At 60.5% G+C, this 12,964-nt stretch carries 11 protein-coding genes and 2 pseudogenes; 5 read left to right on the forward strand and 8 right to left on the reverse strand.

What is annotated here, in order from left to right; genetic code table 11:
• Positions 1–42: 42 nt before the first annotated feature.
• From H2510_RS13270 to H2510_RS13280, 3 genes and pseudogenes are all read right to left on the reverse strand, one after another.
• Entirely contained in the window at positions 43–1,224 is a 1,182-nt protein-coding gene (locus tag H2510_RS13270; protein WP_186628764.1) for an acyl-CoA dehydrogenase family protein, read from the reverse strand.
• A 77-nt stretch (positions 1,225–1,301) separates the two neighbouring features.
• Positions 1,302–2,465 (reverse strand): Rieske 2Fe-2S domain-containing protein, encoded by a 1,164-nt coding sequence (locus H2510_RS13275; protein ID WP_186628765.1) that lies wholly within the window; start codon positions 2,463–2,465, stop codon positions 1,302–1,304.
• Positions 2,466–2,716: 251 nt separating this feature from the next.
• A pseudogene (locus H2510_RS13280) lies at positions 2,717–2,968 on the reverse strand (SDR family NAD(P)-dependent oxidoreductase); the annotation flags it as partial.
• 16 nt (positions 2,969–2,984) lie between these two features.
• Here H2510_RS13280 and H2510_RS13285 point away from each other — a divergent pair.
• On the forward strand, positions 2,985–3,245 hold the full coding sequence (locus tag H2510_RS13285; RefSeq protein WP_186628766.1) for a hypothetical protein: 261 nt from the start codon (positions 2,985–2,987) through the stop codon (positions 3,243–3,245).
• A gap of 77 nt (positions 3,246–3,322) precedes the next feature.
• On the opposite strand, the pseudogene H2510_RS13290 reads toward H2510_RS13285, so the two are convergent.
• Positions 3,323–3,592: pseudogene (locus H2510_RS13290) on the reverse strand (hypothetical protein).
• Between the two features lie 28 nt (positions 3,593–3,620).
• On the opposite strand from H2510_RS13290, the gene H2510_RS13295 reads away from it, so the two are divergent.
• Positions 3,621–3,851: a hypothetical protein gene (locus H2510_RS13295; RefSeq protein ID WP_186628924.1), complete on the forward strand. Its 231-nt coding sequence runs from the start codon at positions 3,621–3,623 to the stop codon at positions 3,849–3,851.
• 163 nt (positions 3,852–4,014) lie between these two features.
• A complete protein-coding gene (locus H2510_RS13300) occupies positions 4,015–4,803 on the forward strand; it encodes an SDR family NAD(P)-dependent oxidoreductase (protein WP_186628767.1) in 789 nt (262 codons plus the stop codon).
• Here the strand turns inward: H2510_RS13300 and H2510_RS13305 are convergent.
• From H2510_RS13305 to H2510_RS13320, 4 genes are all read right to left on the reverse strand, one after another.
• On the reverse strand, positions 4,775–5,239 hold the full coding sequence (locus H2510_RS13305) for a hypothetical protein (RefSeq protein WP_186628768.1): 465 nt from the start codon (positions 5,237–5,239) through the stop codon (positions 4,775–4,777). The two genes, H2510_RS13300 and H2510_RS13305, sit on opposite strands and share 29 nt — an antisense overlap.
• Before the next feature lie 2 nt (positions 5,240–5,241).
• Positions 5,242–7,179, reverse strand: a complete 1,938-nt coding sequence (locus tag H2510_RS13310) for a primary-amine oxidase (protein WP_186628769.1) — start codon at positions 7,177–7,179, stop codon at positions 5,242–5,244.
• On the reverse strand, positions 7,176–8,636 hold the full coding sequence (locus H2510_RS13315; protein ID WP_186628770.1) for an APC family permease: 1,461 nt from the start codon (positions 8,634–8,636) through the stop codon (positions 7,176–7,178). The genes H2510_RS13310 and H2510_RS13315 overlap by 4 nt, the downstream gene beginning before the upstream one ends.
• A 172-nt stretch (positions 8,637–8,808) precedes the next feature.
• Positions 8,809–10,314: an aldehyde dehydrogenase family protein gene (locus H2510_RS13320; RefSeq protein ID WP_186628771.1), complete on the reverse strand. Its 1,506-nt coding sequence runs from the start codon at positions 10,312–10,314 to the stop codon at positions 8,809–8,811.
• Positions 10,315–10,689: 375 nt separating this feature from the next.
• Between H2510_RS13320 and H2510_RS13325 the strand changes: the two genes are divergently transcribed.
• Positions 10,690–12,141: an APC family permease gene (locus H2510_RS13325; RefSeq protein WP_397517359.1), complete on the forward strand. Its 1,452-nt coding sequence runs from the start codon at positions 10,690–10,692 to the stop codon at positions 12,139–12,141.
• Positions 12,138–12,893, forward strand: coding sequence for an IclR family transcriptional regulator C-terminal domain-containing protein (locus H2510_RS13330; protein WP_186628772.1), 756 nt, complete (start codon positions 12,138–12,140; stop codon positions 12,891–12,893). The genes H2510_RS13325 and H2510_RS13330 overlap by 4 nt, the downstream gene beginning before the upstream one ends.
• Positions 12,894–12,964: the final 71 nt, after the last annotated feature.

Genomic DNA, 12,964 nt, shown 5'->3' on the forward strand with positions numbered 1-12,964 from the left:
GATTTGTCCTTCAGAGGTGTGAGTGTCGATACGGAACGCGTTTCAGATCATGGACTTGAGGTTGTCTGCCGGGTCGATGCCGAGCGAGCTCAGTGCGGACGCATGGTAGACCGTGCTGGGCACGTGGATGGCGTGAGCCAGTCCGGCGTGCGCGTCTCGCCAATACCGCTGCAGCGGGTTGTTCATCCGCAGTGCGTTACCGCCGGAACGGGCGAAGATCTGGTCGACGGCGGTGACGGCCCGCCAGGCTGCGCGGATCTGAGTGCGGCGGCCCGCGGCGCGGTCCTCGAAGGAGACCTCCTTGCCTGAGTCGACGATGTCCCACATTTTGTCGACGTTTGCCAGTAGCTCCTGGCGCGCGGCGTTGATGTCCGCCGCCGCCTCGCCGATCGAGAACAGCACGTACGGGTCATCCTTGACTGCGGTGCCCTGCGCACCGACGCGATCCCGCTGGTAGTCCAGGTGCGCGGCCAGTGCGCCCTCGGCAATGCCGACGACTGCGGAGGAGATGCCGAGCGGGAACATGGTGGACCATGGCATCTTGTACAGCGTCTTGGTCATGCCGGCGTTCTTCTGGGCGGTGCCGTTGATGACCTCATCGCCGTCCATCGCACGGTAGTCGGGGACGAAAGCATCTCGGACGATGATGTCTTTGGATCCGGTTCCCTTCAGGCCCACTACATTCCATGAATCTTCCACGATCTCGTAGTCCTTGCGTGGCAGGATCATGTGCATCATCCGCGGCGGCAATGCCATGTTGCCGTCCTTGTCGCCTTCCATCGCGCCCAGGAAGATCCAGTCACAGTGGTCGGTTCCCGAGGAGAACTGCCACCGGCCGTTGAAGATGTAACCGCCGTCGACGGGCTTCGCAATACCAGTAGGTGCATAAGGCGAGGCGATCCAAGTGTCCTGATCGCGGCCCCACACCTCTTCCTGCACCTTCGGGTCGGCGAAGGTCAGTTGCCAGGGGTGCACGCCGACGATGCCGCAGACCCACCCGGTAGCCGGATCCAGCGATGCCGCCTTCATCACGGTCTCCGCGAATGCACGGGGATGCGCTTCGAAACCGCCGTATTGCTCGGGTTGGAGCATCTTGATAGGGCCGGCTACCTTGAGCTTCTTCGCAGTCTCGGTGGGAAGTTGGCCGATCCGCTCGGCTTCGGTCGCCTGATCGCGAAGCTGATCGGCGATGTCGGTGAGGTTGTCGAGAACCTTGTTGGTCATGAAAGTTTTCCTTTTGTAGGGCAGGGCTTTTCGGTGAGCGGTTTCATTTCTCGGCACATCACGCGACTTCTCGTGGATCAGGCGTCGGCATGGAGTGGAACAACGCCGTTGGCGATGTTCTCGGCGACCTCCGCCTCCCAGCTCTTGACGGCCCGGTCGGTGTCGATCTCGAACTCGAATCGGGTGGTCATGTCCTCGGTGACGTCGTCGACATCGACGTAGAACTGGTTGTACCAGCGCCGGAGCTGGTAGACCGGGCCGTCTTCCTCGGACAGCAACGGATTGTCGATCGGTGCCTTGTTCTTCCAGATCTTGATGTCCTGTTCGAAACCGAGCTCGACCCCCTCGGTGAACTTCGCTGCCATACCGTTGTTCTCGTCGTCGGAGAGCCCGGGGAGCTTCTTGACGATGGTGCCCCACTGCAGCACGAACGCGTTGTCGCTGACCGGGTAGTGGCAGTTGATGAGGACGGTTTCTATCTCCATACCGTTGGCGACGGTGACCAGCTTGTCGATCATGTAAGACGGCCCGAAGTAGGACGCGTCCGAGCTGAGGGTCGAGTTCGGATCGTCGTAGCTGGTGCCCACTTCGATGTCCTGACGTGGGGTCGACCTCATGTATTGAGTGGCGACGTGGCCCTCGAAGACGTTCTTGAAGAAGCGGGGAAAGGCGAAGTGCACGTAGAAGAAGTGCGCCATATCGACGACGTTGTCCACGATCTCACGGCAGTGTGAACCCTCGACCAGCAGCGAGTTCCAGCTCCAGTCCGTCCATTCGTCGGTGCCGTAGCCCTCGATTTCCGGAATGGTGACCTCGTCGGTCGGCTTGGTGCCCTGCGGGTCGTGCCAGACATACAACTGCCCGTTGCGCTCGAGAGTGACCCATCCTCGGGTGCGGGCGAGCGGTGGCACACGGCGGGCGTACGGGATGTCGGTGCATTTGCCCTTTCCATCCCAGCGCCAGTCGTGGAATGGACAAGCGAGGGAATCGCCCTTCACCGTGCCCTGAGCGAGGTTGCCGCCCATGTGTCGGCAAAATGCGTCGAGCACGTTGAGTTTGCCGTCGGACTCCGACTGGAATACCACCAGCGAGCTACCGAAAACCTTGATTTCGTGCGGTTTTCCGTCCTGGAAGTCCTTGAGAAGGCCTAGGCAGTGCCACCCTCGGGCGAATCGCGCTGGGGCGGCAGCCGCCTCGATCATCCTGATTTCTTCGACATCGGTGTCGGATTGCAACGCCATCGTTTACCTCTTCCTTCACGCTCACGCGCAGATGCATGTGATTCATCCCACATACTCAGGGGTGAACGCTACTGGCGAGTGCCCCTTGTCCCACTGACCGAGACGATTTTTGTCGGCTTTGCGAAGCCCGCTCGGCCACCAGCCCACGTGATCCCATAACTGTTGCGCGAAAGGTGAATTCCGGGGGAGCGTCGTAGCCTGAAGTCGCGATCGGCCGTTTTGTGGTACGTCTGCGGGTCGTCTTGGCGCGCTCAGTCGAAGGTGCGGTGTGGAACGCCTGCCATCAGGCCGCCGTCGACGATGAACTCGGACCCGGTGGAGTAGGAGGATTCTTCGCTGGCCAGGAAGACGACCATCGAGGACACTTCGGAGGCATTGCCGCCACGACCGAGTGGGATCTGAAGAAATGCCTCGGGAATGCCTTCGGTCATCGGGCTGTGAACGAAGCCGGGGTGAATCGAATTGACCCGCACATTCTTCGGCGCCAGCTCGATGAATACGGATGGAACGCAGATGTGCGTGGCCGGCACGATGTCGGACTACGCGACCATCGTTTCACGCGATACGCTTGCTGCTGGTCCGCTGGTGACTTTGGGGGAGAAGCCGTACTGGTCCACCCGCAGCAACGACGGCCGCTATTGCTTCGTATCGTGGTCGGGAAGCGACAAGGTATCGGCGATGAGTTTCGACACCGGTCTCGAGGTGGGTAGTGCCATGATGGGCGATCATCCGCAACGGATGCCCACCGGCGTCGTCGATACGTCGATTTTCGCCAATTGATGAGCATGGTCCGCAACGAGGAAAAGGATTGTGCAATCGAGCTGCCCGGTCGCCGCGCGGTCGCGGAATGTCGCTGATCACGTATCCGGTCGCGAGACGTCCGCCGACCACCGGGCCCGTCGCACGGAATCTGACTGTTCCCACCACCGTGTGCCCCGTTCGCCGAGCGCAACTTTGGCCGCCTGTACTCCTGCTCGTCACGAGTCGGATCCCCCGGTCGCGCGAACGTCGCGGCGCCAGGCCATCAGGATCGACCGAAGTTCGACGTTGCGGTCCTCGGGAATCGCAGGATCGGTCGCTTCCCACCGCCGACCGGAAACCCTCGCCTTCAATACTGGTGATCGCACTGGCGATTTTGTAAATCTACGGTACGACGTGACGCCCCGGTCGAAGGTGATCTACGTCGATGCAGGAGAAACTGGCTTCGCTGCCGGCTTGGATTCACTCGGCACTACGTCGGTGGGAGCCAGTACCAGAGTGGACGCGCCCGGTTACAACCACTTGGACCTGGTGACGGCAGCGTGGAATCAAAACAACGGCCGACCTGAGGTAGTAAGCCACTCGTTGATCGACTTCCTGAAAGAGCGGGTGATCTCAGCAGACTGAAACCGACGGCAGCGGATCGCCGTGGCTGAATCTCACCGCGCGGCATCTTCGGCTTCTCATGCGGTGAGGGGCGATCTTCCCAGATCAGATGGAAACGAGAGCGGAGCAGTCCCAATACCGCCGAAGTTGAATTAGGCAGGTGTCGGGGGCACTCTGTTCAGTCATGACAGACCTTGCATTCCGTTCGGCCAGGGGCGTGTTGGTGACAGGCGCTTCGCGAGGCATCGGACGCGCCGTCGCGCATGCGTTCGCCGAGCGAGGCGATCGTGTCGCCGTGCACTATCGGACGGGCCGCGAAGAGGCCGAGGAAACACTCCGGCAGCTTCCGGGCGAGGGGCATGCGCTCGTGCAGGGCGACCTGGCGGACCCTCAGGCTGCGCTGGCACTCGTCTCGGAGGCGATTGCGGGTGTTGGCGGAGCGGTGGATGTTCTGGTGTGCAACGCGGCTGTGGCGCCGTCGGAGCGCAACCGTCACTCGGTGGCGGAGACGTCGTACGACGAGTGGGTATCGAGTTGGCGAACCATGGTCGACGTCAACCTGCTGGGTGCGGCCAACGTGACCTGGGCTGTGGCGAATCATCTGATAGAGCGGCAAGCGCCCGGGGCGATCGTGAATGTGGGCTCGCGGGGTGCGTTCGTGGGCGAGCCCGAGCATCCGGCGTACGGCGCGAGCAAAGCGGCCTTGCATGCGTTCGGGCAGTCGATGGCGTTGGCGTTGGCTCCGCATCGGATCAGCGTGACCTCGGTGGCGCCTGGCTTCATCGCCACCGAGCGACAGCACACCAAGCTGGCAGGCCCGACGGGAGATTCGATCCGTGACCAGAGCCCGTTCGGCCGTGTCGGAACTCCCGAGGACGTCGCAGCCGGTGTCGTCTACCTTGCCTCGCCGGAGGCCATGTGGTCCTCGGGCACGGTCCTCGACATCAACGGCGCGTCGTACCTGCGGTCATGAGAGGTGTGCGCACTGTGCTCTGGCGCAGAAGAAGTGGGGTCGTACTCGTCGTCGCGAAGAGGACTGTCGTGGCGAACAATGCCTCCACACAGGCGATGAGGATGGCAGCAGAGGGCATGGGCATCGATATGGCCGACGGCGTGGCAGATCCGTCGCCGTGATGACCTGCGTGCCCACCGGGCATGCTCATATTTTGATGAATCGCGATCATACCGATACTCATCGTTGCGACGAGCGCCCAATCTCGAGTTCGCGGCCGAGACCATAAATGTTTGGCGCAGTACAGACACCCGACGGCCATGACGGCAATGATGCCGGTCTGTGCCGTTCCGTGACCGGCGAGGCCGAACAGATGCACGACGGCAGATAGTACCGCCAACATCGAACCCACTCGCCCCGCCCAGGAGACGAGACGAGTGGGCATCGGTGACGTCATGCTCACTCGTCCGAGCAGCAGTGCTTCGCGGTGGACGCGGGCACGTTCAGGGCGGGGTTGCGACCGAAGAACCCAACCGGCTTGAGCTTGAATCCGGCGTAGTCGACGGGCATGACGGGCCAGTCCTCCGGGCGGGGGAAGTGTGTGAGCCCGAACGTGTGCCACAGGACAAGGTCCTGTGCCTCCACGTTGCGGTCACCTGCGATGAACGTAGGCAGCCCACTGTCGCCGGGGTGCTGATTGACGAAATCACCTGCGGGGTAGCGCTCTTTCTTGTCGTAGGGCGTGACCCATAAGTGCTTGGTCGCGAAAGCGGCACGTCCAGCGATCGAACTCGACGGGTCGGCCAGAAGCACCGGCTGACCTTCAGGATGCAGCGCATAACCAACGTCTTGGCCGAGGCGGTTCTGCTTTTCCGGGTTGGTGATGTGCCACACCCGGGCTTTGGAATTGTCTGCCAATCGCTGTCCGTTGGACTCACAGGTGATCGTGGTCTTCTGTGGTCGGAAGGCGTTGCCCCACGGGTTGTCCGGTCCCATCGGTATCGGGACCGCGTCGACCTCGGTGACAGTGTTCGTCTGTCCGTCGACCTCCATATCGAGTCTGGCGGAGAATAGGTGTTGGTGGAACGGTGCGCCGAGCCCGGGAGCCATCTCTGTGGAGAATCCTTCCGATCCGCGGTAGGCGGAAGTGAAAACGATCCCGGTGGCTTTGGCTTCGAACTCGATGGTGCCGTCGAGGTACAGGTACCAATAGAAGCCGTAGTCGTAATTGCCGATTGTGAGGAAGAACGAGATGACAAGCCGGCGCGAGCGTCGTGTCTCGGTCATGCCATTGAACATATCGGTGTGCTTCCAGAGGATTCCGTAGTCCTCCTCGTGGAGGCAGATGGCATTTTTCATCAGCTTCGGGTGGCCCAGCTCGTCCGCGACGGTGACATCGAAGTACTTGATCTCACCGAGGCAGTCGCAGCCGAGTTCGAGGGCGTTGGTGTACCGACCGAATAGGTACTCACCTTGATCGAAGTAATTCTGCCAGTATCGGACCGGCGACGGGTCTGCGTAGGGCACGACCATTTCGGCGATGGATGCCCGATAGATGACCGGCCGTTCGGTCCCGTCGTCGTTGAACGACAGCTGGTGCAATGTAAGGCCTTCACGCACATCGAATCCGAACTTGAACTTCCAATCGGCCCAGGAGATCTCGTTGTCATCGACGGTGAAACTTGCCCCGTCGGGCTGTGTGATTTCGATCGGTTTCAGGTCGGTACGGGTGGGAGACGCATGCGGCGCAGCGTTCCACTCTCCGCGCTCGGCGGGAACGGGAAGTTCCATTTCATCGACGACGTTGACGACCTTGCGTTCGGTCAGATCCACGTAGGCTACTACTCCGTCGATGGGATGTGCCCAGGGCAGGTCCGCTTTGTCTTCCTGAAAGAATGCCAGAACCCGAACGATGCGGTGACCGACCTCGTCCTCATGTCCGAATACGCCCGCCGACAACGGTACTGCTCGGACCTTGGCCGGGTCGATACTGCGCTTGCTCATTGCTGCCAGCCAGTCTCGACTGTCGAGCATGAAGGCTTCGATATCCTCGAACTCGGCGTCGAGGATGGGCACATGGCCGTCGTTTCCTGCATCTAGGGAGGTCTGTTCGATGATGTCACGGCTTGTGATCGAGACGATGTAATCGGTTCCGATGCCGGTGGCTCGATCGAGCAGCAGTACTCGTACGCGTCGCTCGATCACCGAGCCGGCGGTGAATGCGTGCACGATGGCCTTGTCGGGTTCGTCGAGCGCCATGTACACGAACCGTGTGGACGTTCCTACTGCTCCAGCATCGACGAGAACCGCACGGGCGATGTCGATCTCGTCGGCTGTCAGGGTGCTGAGCGGGTGTGTCACGGTAGAGCTGGTGAAGGTGGAGTCGAGGAGCGTCATTTTGCGATCTCTTTCTCTTCGGTGGTGTCGAGTACTGCTGCTTGCGGACGGATTACGGCAACGGCGATGCCGCCGAGAAACACTCCGACCAACAGCACTCCTATGAGTGCCGCGAGTGTGCGGGAGCCGCCCACGAGTAGAGGGAGGTTTGCGATGGTCAAGACGAGGAGCACTGTCAAGCCGATCAGTCCCAGCGCGGGAGCGAAAATCGTGTTCCACGGTCGACGGTCGACCGTCGTTCGCCGGAAGTACACCAGGACGGCGACTGAGGTGATGGTCATCAGTGCCACGATTCCCACCGATGAGACCCCGACGAACCAGGCAAAGACTTCGGTGACCGGATCGAGTCCGGCCAGGGCGGATGCCACAACCAGAACGAGCGCGGAGACGGTCTGCACGATGGAGGCGATGTACGGCGAAGAGTGTTTGACGTGTGCCTTACCGCATCGAGCGGGCAGAGCCGAACTGTTGGCGAGCGAGAAGATGTAACGGGAGAGAACGTTGTGGAAAGCGAGTAGAGCAGCGAACAAGCTGGAGATCAACAGGATCTGAACGAGATCGCCGGCGACAGCTCCGACGTACAGAGTCGCAGTCTCGGTGATCATGCCTTCCGGATTCTCGCTTGCGATGGCCACGGCCCCTTTGTCTCCCCACGCGCTGACCAGCGCCCAACTGGAGATGGCGTAGAAGACACCGATGACGATCAGTGCTGTGTAAGTGGCGCGCGGAATCGTTCGAGCAGGATCTCGCGCTTCGTCGCGAAAGATCGCAGTGGCTTCGAAACCGATGTATCCGGCAATGGCAAAGATCAGCGCAATCCCGGGAGCGCCGGAAAAGAATTCGCTTGGATTCAGTGCGGCTGTGGAAAAGCCGGTGTCTCCGCCGCCTCTGAAGATGACCGCTGCGTCGATGACGAGCACGATGCCCACTTCGCAGACCAGGAGTACTCCTAGAACTTTGCCGGACAGATCGATATGCCGGTATCCCAGTGTTGCGACGACGGCCATTATGGCGACTGCGTAGACATACCAGGGGATTTCCGGTCCGCCGTGCGCGGTGACGAAATCATTGACCGCGGCGCCGATGTATCCGTACACAGCACCCTGAACTGCGGTGTAAGACAACAGCGCCAAAAATGCGGATCCCAGTCCGGCATGACGGCCGATTCCCTTGGTTATGTAGGTGTAGAAGGCGCCCGCACCGGGGACGTGCTTGGACATAGAGGTGAACCCGACCGCGAATAGTAGAAGAATCGCTGTGCAGACCACGTAGGTCGCGGGGTATGCGGCACCGTTTCCGACTGCGATACCGAGAGGCACGGTGCCTGCAATGACTGTCAAAGGCGCTGCAGCCGCGACGACCATGAACACGATCGCGCCTGGGCCAAGTTTGCCGGACAGTTTTCGGGCATCGCCCAGACGCTCGGTAATCAACGGGATAGAAGGCTTGATTGTCATATTTTCTTACATCTTTCGGATGAAGTGACGATCGAGAGCACGAATGGATGGCAACTTGTCGACACGGTTGCCGCCGCGTCACAGTCGGTCGAGAAACAAACTGGAGGGGTGGGTGACGGATTGTCATCCGCGGTTTCTCGACGGCAACACGTCATCCACCCATCTGGTCAACTCACAGTGCGATATTGACGGACTTGCCCTGGGTGTACTCACCGATGGCACCCTCGCCGAGTTCCCTGCCCCACCCCGACTGCTTGTATCCCCCGAAGGGGAGCGCGGTGTCGAAAGCGTTGTGGCAGTTGATCCACACGGTGCCGGCCTTAATTTCCGCGGCAACTTCGTGGGCCTTCGATACGTCTCGGGTCCACACGCTCGCGGCAAGCCCGTAAGGGCTGTCGTTTGCCGCTGCGCGTACACCCTCGCTGCGGGAGAACGGAACTGCGACTGCGACCGGGCCGAATATCTCTTCCTGGTACACACTGAAGTTGTTCTTGACGTCGACCAGCAATGTGGGTTCGACATAGAAGCCTTGACTACCGTGTCTGCTGCCGCCGGTGAGGGCCCTGGCGCCATCGGCGATACCGGCGTCGATGTACCCGGTTACCTTGTCGAGTTGTTCCGCCGAGATCAATGGACCTATGTCGTTGGTGGGGTCGAGTCCGGGGCCAATCTTCTGCGACCGGGCGAAATCTGCTATGCCGGCTGTGAATTCGTCGAAGATGCTGTCTTCGACGAGTAAACGCGTTCCGGCGGTGCAGGCTTGGCCATGATTGAACAAGAAGCCACTGGCAACGCCTGGTATGGCTGCAGTCATGTCGGCGTCGGCGAAGACGACCTGCGGACTCTTGCCACCGAGTTCGAGAGAGACCTTCTTCAGGTTTCCCGACGCCGCTTGCACGATTTTCTTTCCGACCTCGGTCGAACCAGTAAAGGCGACCTTGTCCACATCCTCGTGGGAGGACAGCGCCGCACCGGCATCCCCGAAACCGGTCACGACGTTGAAGACTCCATCAGGAAGTCCCACCTCCGCTATGACCTCGGCCAGTAACAAGGCAGTCAGAGGGGTCTGTTCGGCGGGTTTCAGGATGACTGTATTTCCGCACGTCAATGCGGGTGCTACTTTGAATGCCGCCATGACGAGCGGGAAGTTCCACGGCACAATCTGGGCACACACGCCGACCGGCTCACGAAGGGTGTAGGCGTGGAATCGCCCACCCGGTACCCAAGGAACCGACACCGGAATCGTGCGGCCCTCGATCTTGGTGGCCCAGCCTGCGTAGTAGAAGAAAATTTCCGCTGCCCAGGTGACGTCGACGGCCTGTGCGACGGCGACCGACTTGCCGTTGTCGATGGATTCCAGTTGAGCGAACTGCTCGGCCCGCGCGAGAATACCTTCACCGATTTTCCACAGCAGTCGCTGTCGTTGAGCAGGCGTTACTCGACGCCACTCGTCATTGTCGAATGCCCGACGCGCTGCCGCGACTGCACGGTCCACGTCCTGAGCTCCACCGTGCGGGACAGTGGTGATGACCGCACCCGTCGCGGGATCTATCGTATCGAAAACCTTGCCCGACGCAGCGTCGACCCAACGGCCGTCGATGAACATCTGCTTCGGTGTCGAAATGAAGTCTCGTACTTCCGGGCTCAGGGTGATCGAAGCGCTTTCGACTGCAGTCATGGGTTCCTCTCCAGAGAAATGAATTGAATTACGAGCCAACCATTTCCGATGCGATTTTCCGCACGTACTCGGTGTGCTCTGGTTCAGACATTAGGACGCCCATGTGGTCCACGTCACGCGAAAAATCGAATGGGTATCTCGCCGAGGTCGCATTCTCATTCGGGTTTTGCCGACTTTCTCATTTGAACTTCGGACGTTCGCCGACGTGGAGTGCAGTTGAGTCGGCACCGATCCCATACCGAACATTTCGGATGTGGGAAATTTCCCATTCGGCGAGATCCGGTGTTCATTGCATTCGGTGCACACTTGATTCCTGCTCGAGCTAGCGTGCATCGATGTTCGGTTGGATCGACCGAATCGGGAACGAGGTGAACCGTGGTGGACCGACCGCCCATCCGCACGAGCTCCCCGGTAGCAGGACTTAGCCGCGGACGGCTCACCTTCGTTCAAGTCCTCGCCCAGTCCGTATCGGCTGTAGCGCCGTCTGCGGTCATGGTCACATTGCCTGCGCTGGTGATCCCGAATGCCGGTGCGGCAACCATCGCAGTGTTCGCGGCTGCCGCTCTGTTGATGACCTTCGTCGGCTACAGCGCCGGCCAGTTCGCGAAGCGGATGGTCGCCGTCAGCGGTCTCTATAGCTACGCAGCCAAGGGGCTGGGTGCGGTGCCGGGGTTCGGTGCCGGCTGGTCACTGATCATCGGCTACACAGCTGCAGCAATGGCGAGTGTTGTCGGCGCTGCCAGCTACATGTCTGCACTGCTGAACCGGGTCGGTGTGCCGACGGGGACGATCACTATTTCCGTCCTGGCGACCGTGGTGGGAGTCGTGGCGCTTGCGTTGATGATTCTCGGGGTGCGTATTTCGACACGGGTGACGCTGGCAGTCGAAGTCTTCGCGATTCTCGTTGCCACCGCCGTCCTCCTGATTGCGTTTCTGCACACCCTCGGCGACACCACTACCGGCCCGGATCCACCCACCGAGCATCCGTCTAACATCGGGTTCGCTCTCCTGCTGGCGATTACGTCGTTCGTCGGCTTCGAAAGTGCCGGCACCTTGGCCCGTGAAGCGCGCAACCCTCTGATCGCGGTGCCTCGGGCGATCAAGTGGACTCCAATAGCGCTCGGAGTTCTCTACATCGGGTCGGCCTTCGCGCAGATGCCTGCACCTATCGAACAGAGTGCAGACTTGGCCATCGTTCTGTCATTGCCGGGCAACCCGAGCGGTGCCTCTGCTGCCTTGTCGGTCGTGATGGAGTTTGGGATCACGGCGTCGTGGTTCGCGTGCGTGCTCGGCTCGACAACAGCGCTGTCACGTACCTTGTTCGCTATGGGACGCGAAGGCGTCATGCCGGCAGCACTTGGCCGAACCCATCCACGTTTCCACACTCCGCATGTGGCGCTTCTCGTGTCGATCCCTGTCATTGTGGTGGTGCCGATCGTCTATCAACTGGTGGCGTCGTCTAGTCGTGACGTCTTGATCGGACTTTTGACGGTGTCCGCGCACGGGTACGTCATCGCCTATATCTCCGTATGCGTCGCAGCTCCTCTTTTTCTGCGCCGAATCGGGGAGCTCACCCGTACACCCCTGGTTATCGGCATCGCGGCGGCAACTATGCTCACCGCACTCGTCGCTTGGGCGGCGTTGTCCCGTACCTACATCGCCGGGGCCGGAACCGTGGCCTACATCCTGCTTCTCGTGGTTGGTTACGTGATCTTCTTCGTGCGTGCTGGACGAGGCAGTGAGACACGTGCTCGCGTCGGTGTGTACGACGAAGCGATCGCAGACGATATTTTGGCGAGCTATCGCCCGTGGGAGGTCCGGAGGTGAGTGGAAACGATAGCTCGTTCTCTGGCCGCCAACCCAAGGCCGTGCAGAGTGCACTACGTGTTCTCGAGGCGGTAGCGCGCGCAGGTGCTGGGGTGACGGCCAAGGACGTAGCAGAGGTACTCGATATACCCTCGGCGACTACGTACCGATTGCTCAACATCCTGGCAGGGGAGGGATATCTCGTCAGGCTGCCCGATTTGTCGGGCTTTGCGCTCGGTCACAAGATCTCAGTGTTGATCGATGCTGCAGTAACTCCTACGGTCTGTACGGCTGCGCGAGAGGTGCTGGCGGACTTCCGTCTGACCGTAAGATTCGGAGTACACCTGGCCTATTTCACGAATTCGGCACTTCGGATCGCAGACAACGACCCGGAGTACCCGATGCCGCACCCCGAGTCATTCCTGAACCGGAATCTGCACGCCGTTGCGCTCGGGAAGCTACTGCTTGCGGAGAAGAGCGATCCCATTGCTGCACTCCAGCCGACGGGACTGACGGCGCTGACACGTTCGACGATAGTAAGTCGAAGTGAGCTCGAGATGGATCTGCAAAATGTGCGTGACGATGGTTTTGCCGTGCAGACCGGCGAAATTGACGACGATACGGCTTGCTTGGCAGTGCCGATCAGGTCGCAGTCCGGGTCTCTGGTTGCGGGTCTCGTACTGTCCGGTAGTGCGTCGAATGCGGTTCCGTTGCGACGGTGCTTACCATCCTTGCTCGCGCATGCTCAGTTGCTTTCTCCGCTTTTAGCTTGACCGTGAGGAGAAAGCGGTATCGGTAGGTTCACCGATACCGCTTTCTTCGGGTCTTTCCTATCGTTTCTTGC

This window comes from Rhodococcus sp. BP22, from assembly GCF_014281965.1.
Classification (GTDB): Bacteria; Actinomycetota; Actinomycetes; order Mycobacteriales; family Mycobacteriaceae; genus Rhodococcoides.

Coding starts and splice junctions, on each gene's coding strand:
- H2510_RS13305 (WP_186628768.1), bottom strand. CDS start 5,239: ATGACGTCACCGATGCCCACTCGTCTCGTCTCCTGGGCGGGGCGAGTG.
- H2510_RS13300 (WP_186628767.1), top strand. CDS start 4,015: ATGACAGACCTTGCATTCCGTTCGGCCAGGGGCGTGTTGGTGACAGGC.
- H2510_RS13310 (WP_186628769.1), bottom strand. CDS start 7,179: ATGACGCTCCTCGACTCCACCTTCACCAGCTCTACCGTGACACACCCG.
- H2510_RS13320 (WP_186628771.1), bottom strand. CDS start 10,314: ATGACTGCAGTCGAAAGCGCTTCGATCACCCTGAGCCCGGAAGTACGA.
- H2510_RS13275 (WP_186628765.1), bottom strand. CDS start 2,465: ATGGCGTTGCAATCCGACACCGATGTCGAAGAAATCAGGATGATCGAG.
- H2510_RS13315 (WP_186628770.1), bottom strand. CDS start 8,636: ATGACAATCAAGCCTTCTATCCCGTTGATTACCGAGCGTCTGGGCGAT.
- H2510_RS13270 (WP_186628764.1), bottom strand. CDS start 1,224: ATGACCAACAAGGTTCTCGACAACCTCACCGACATCGCCGATCAGCTT.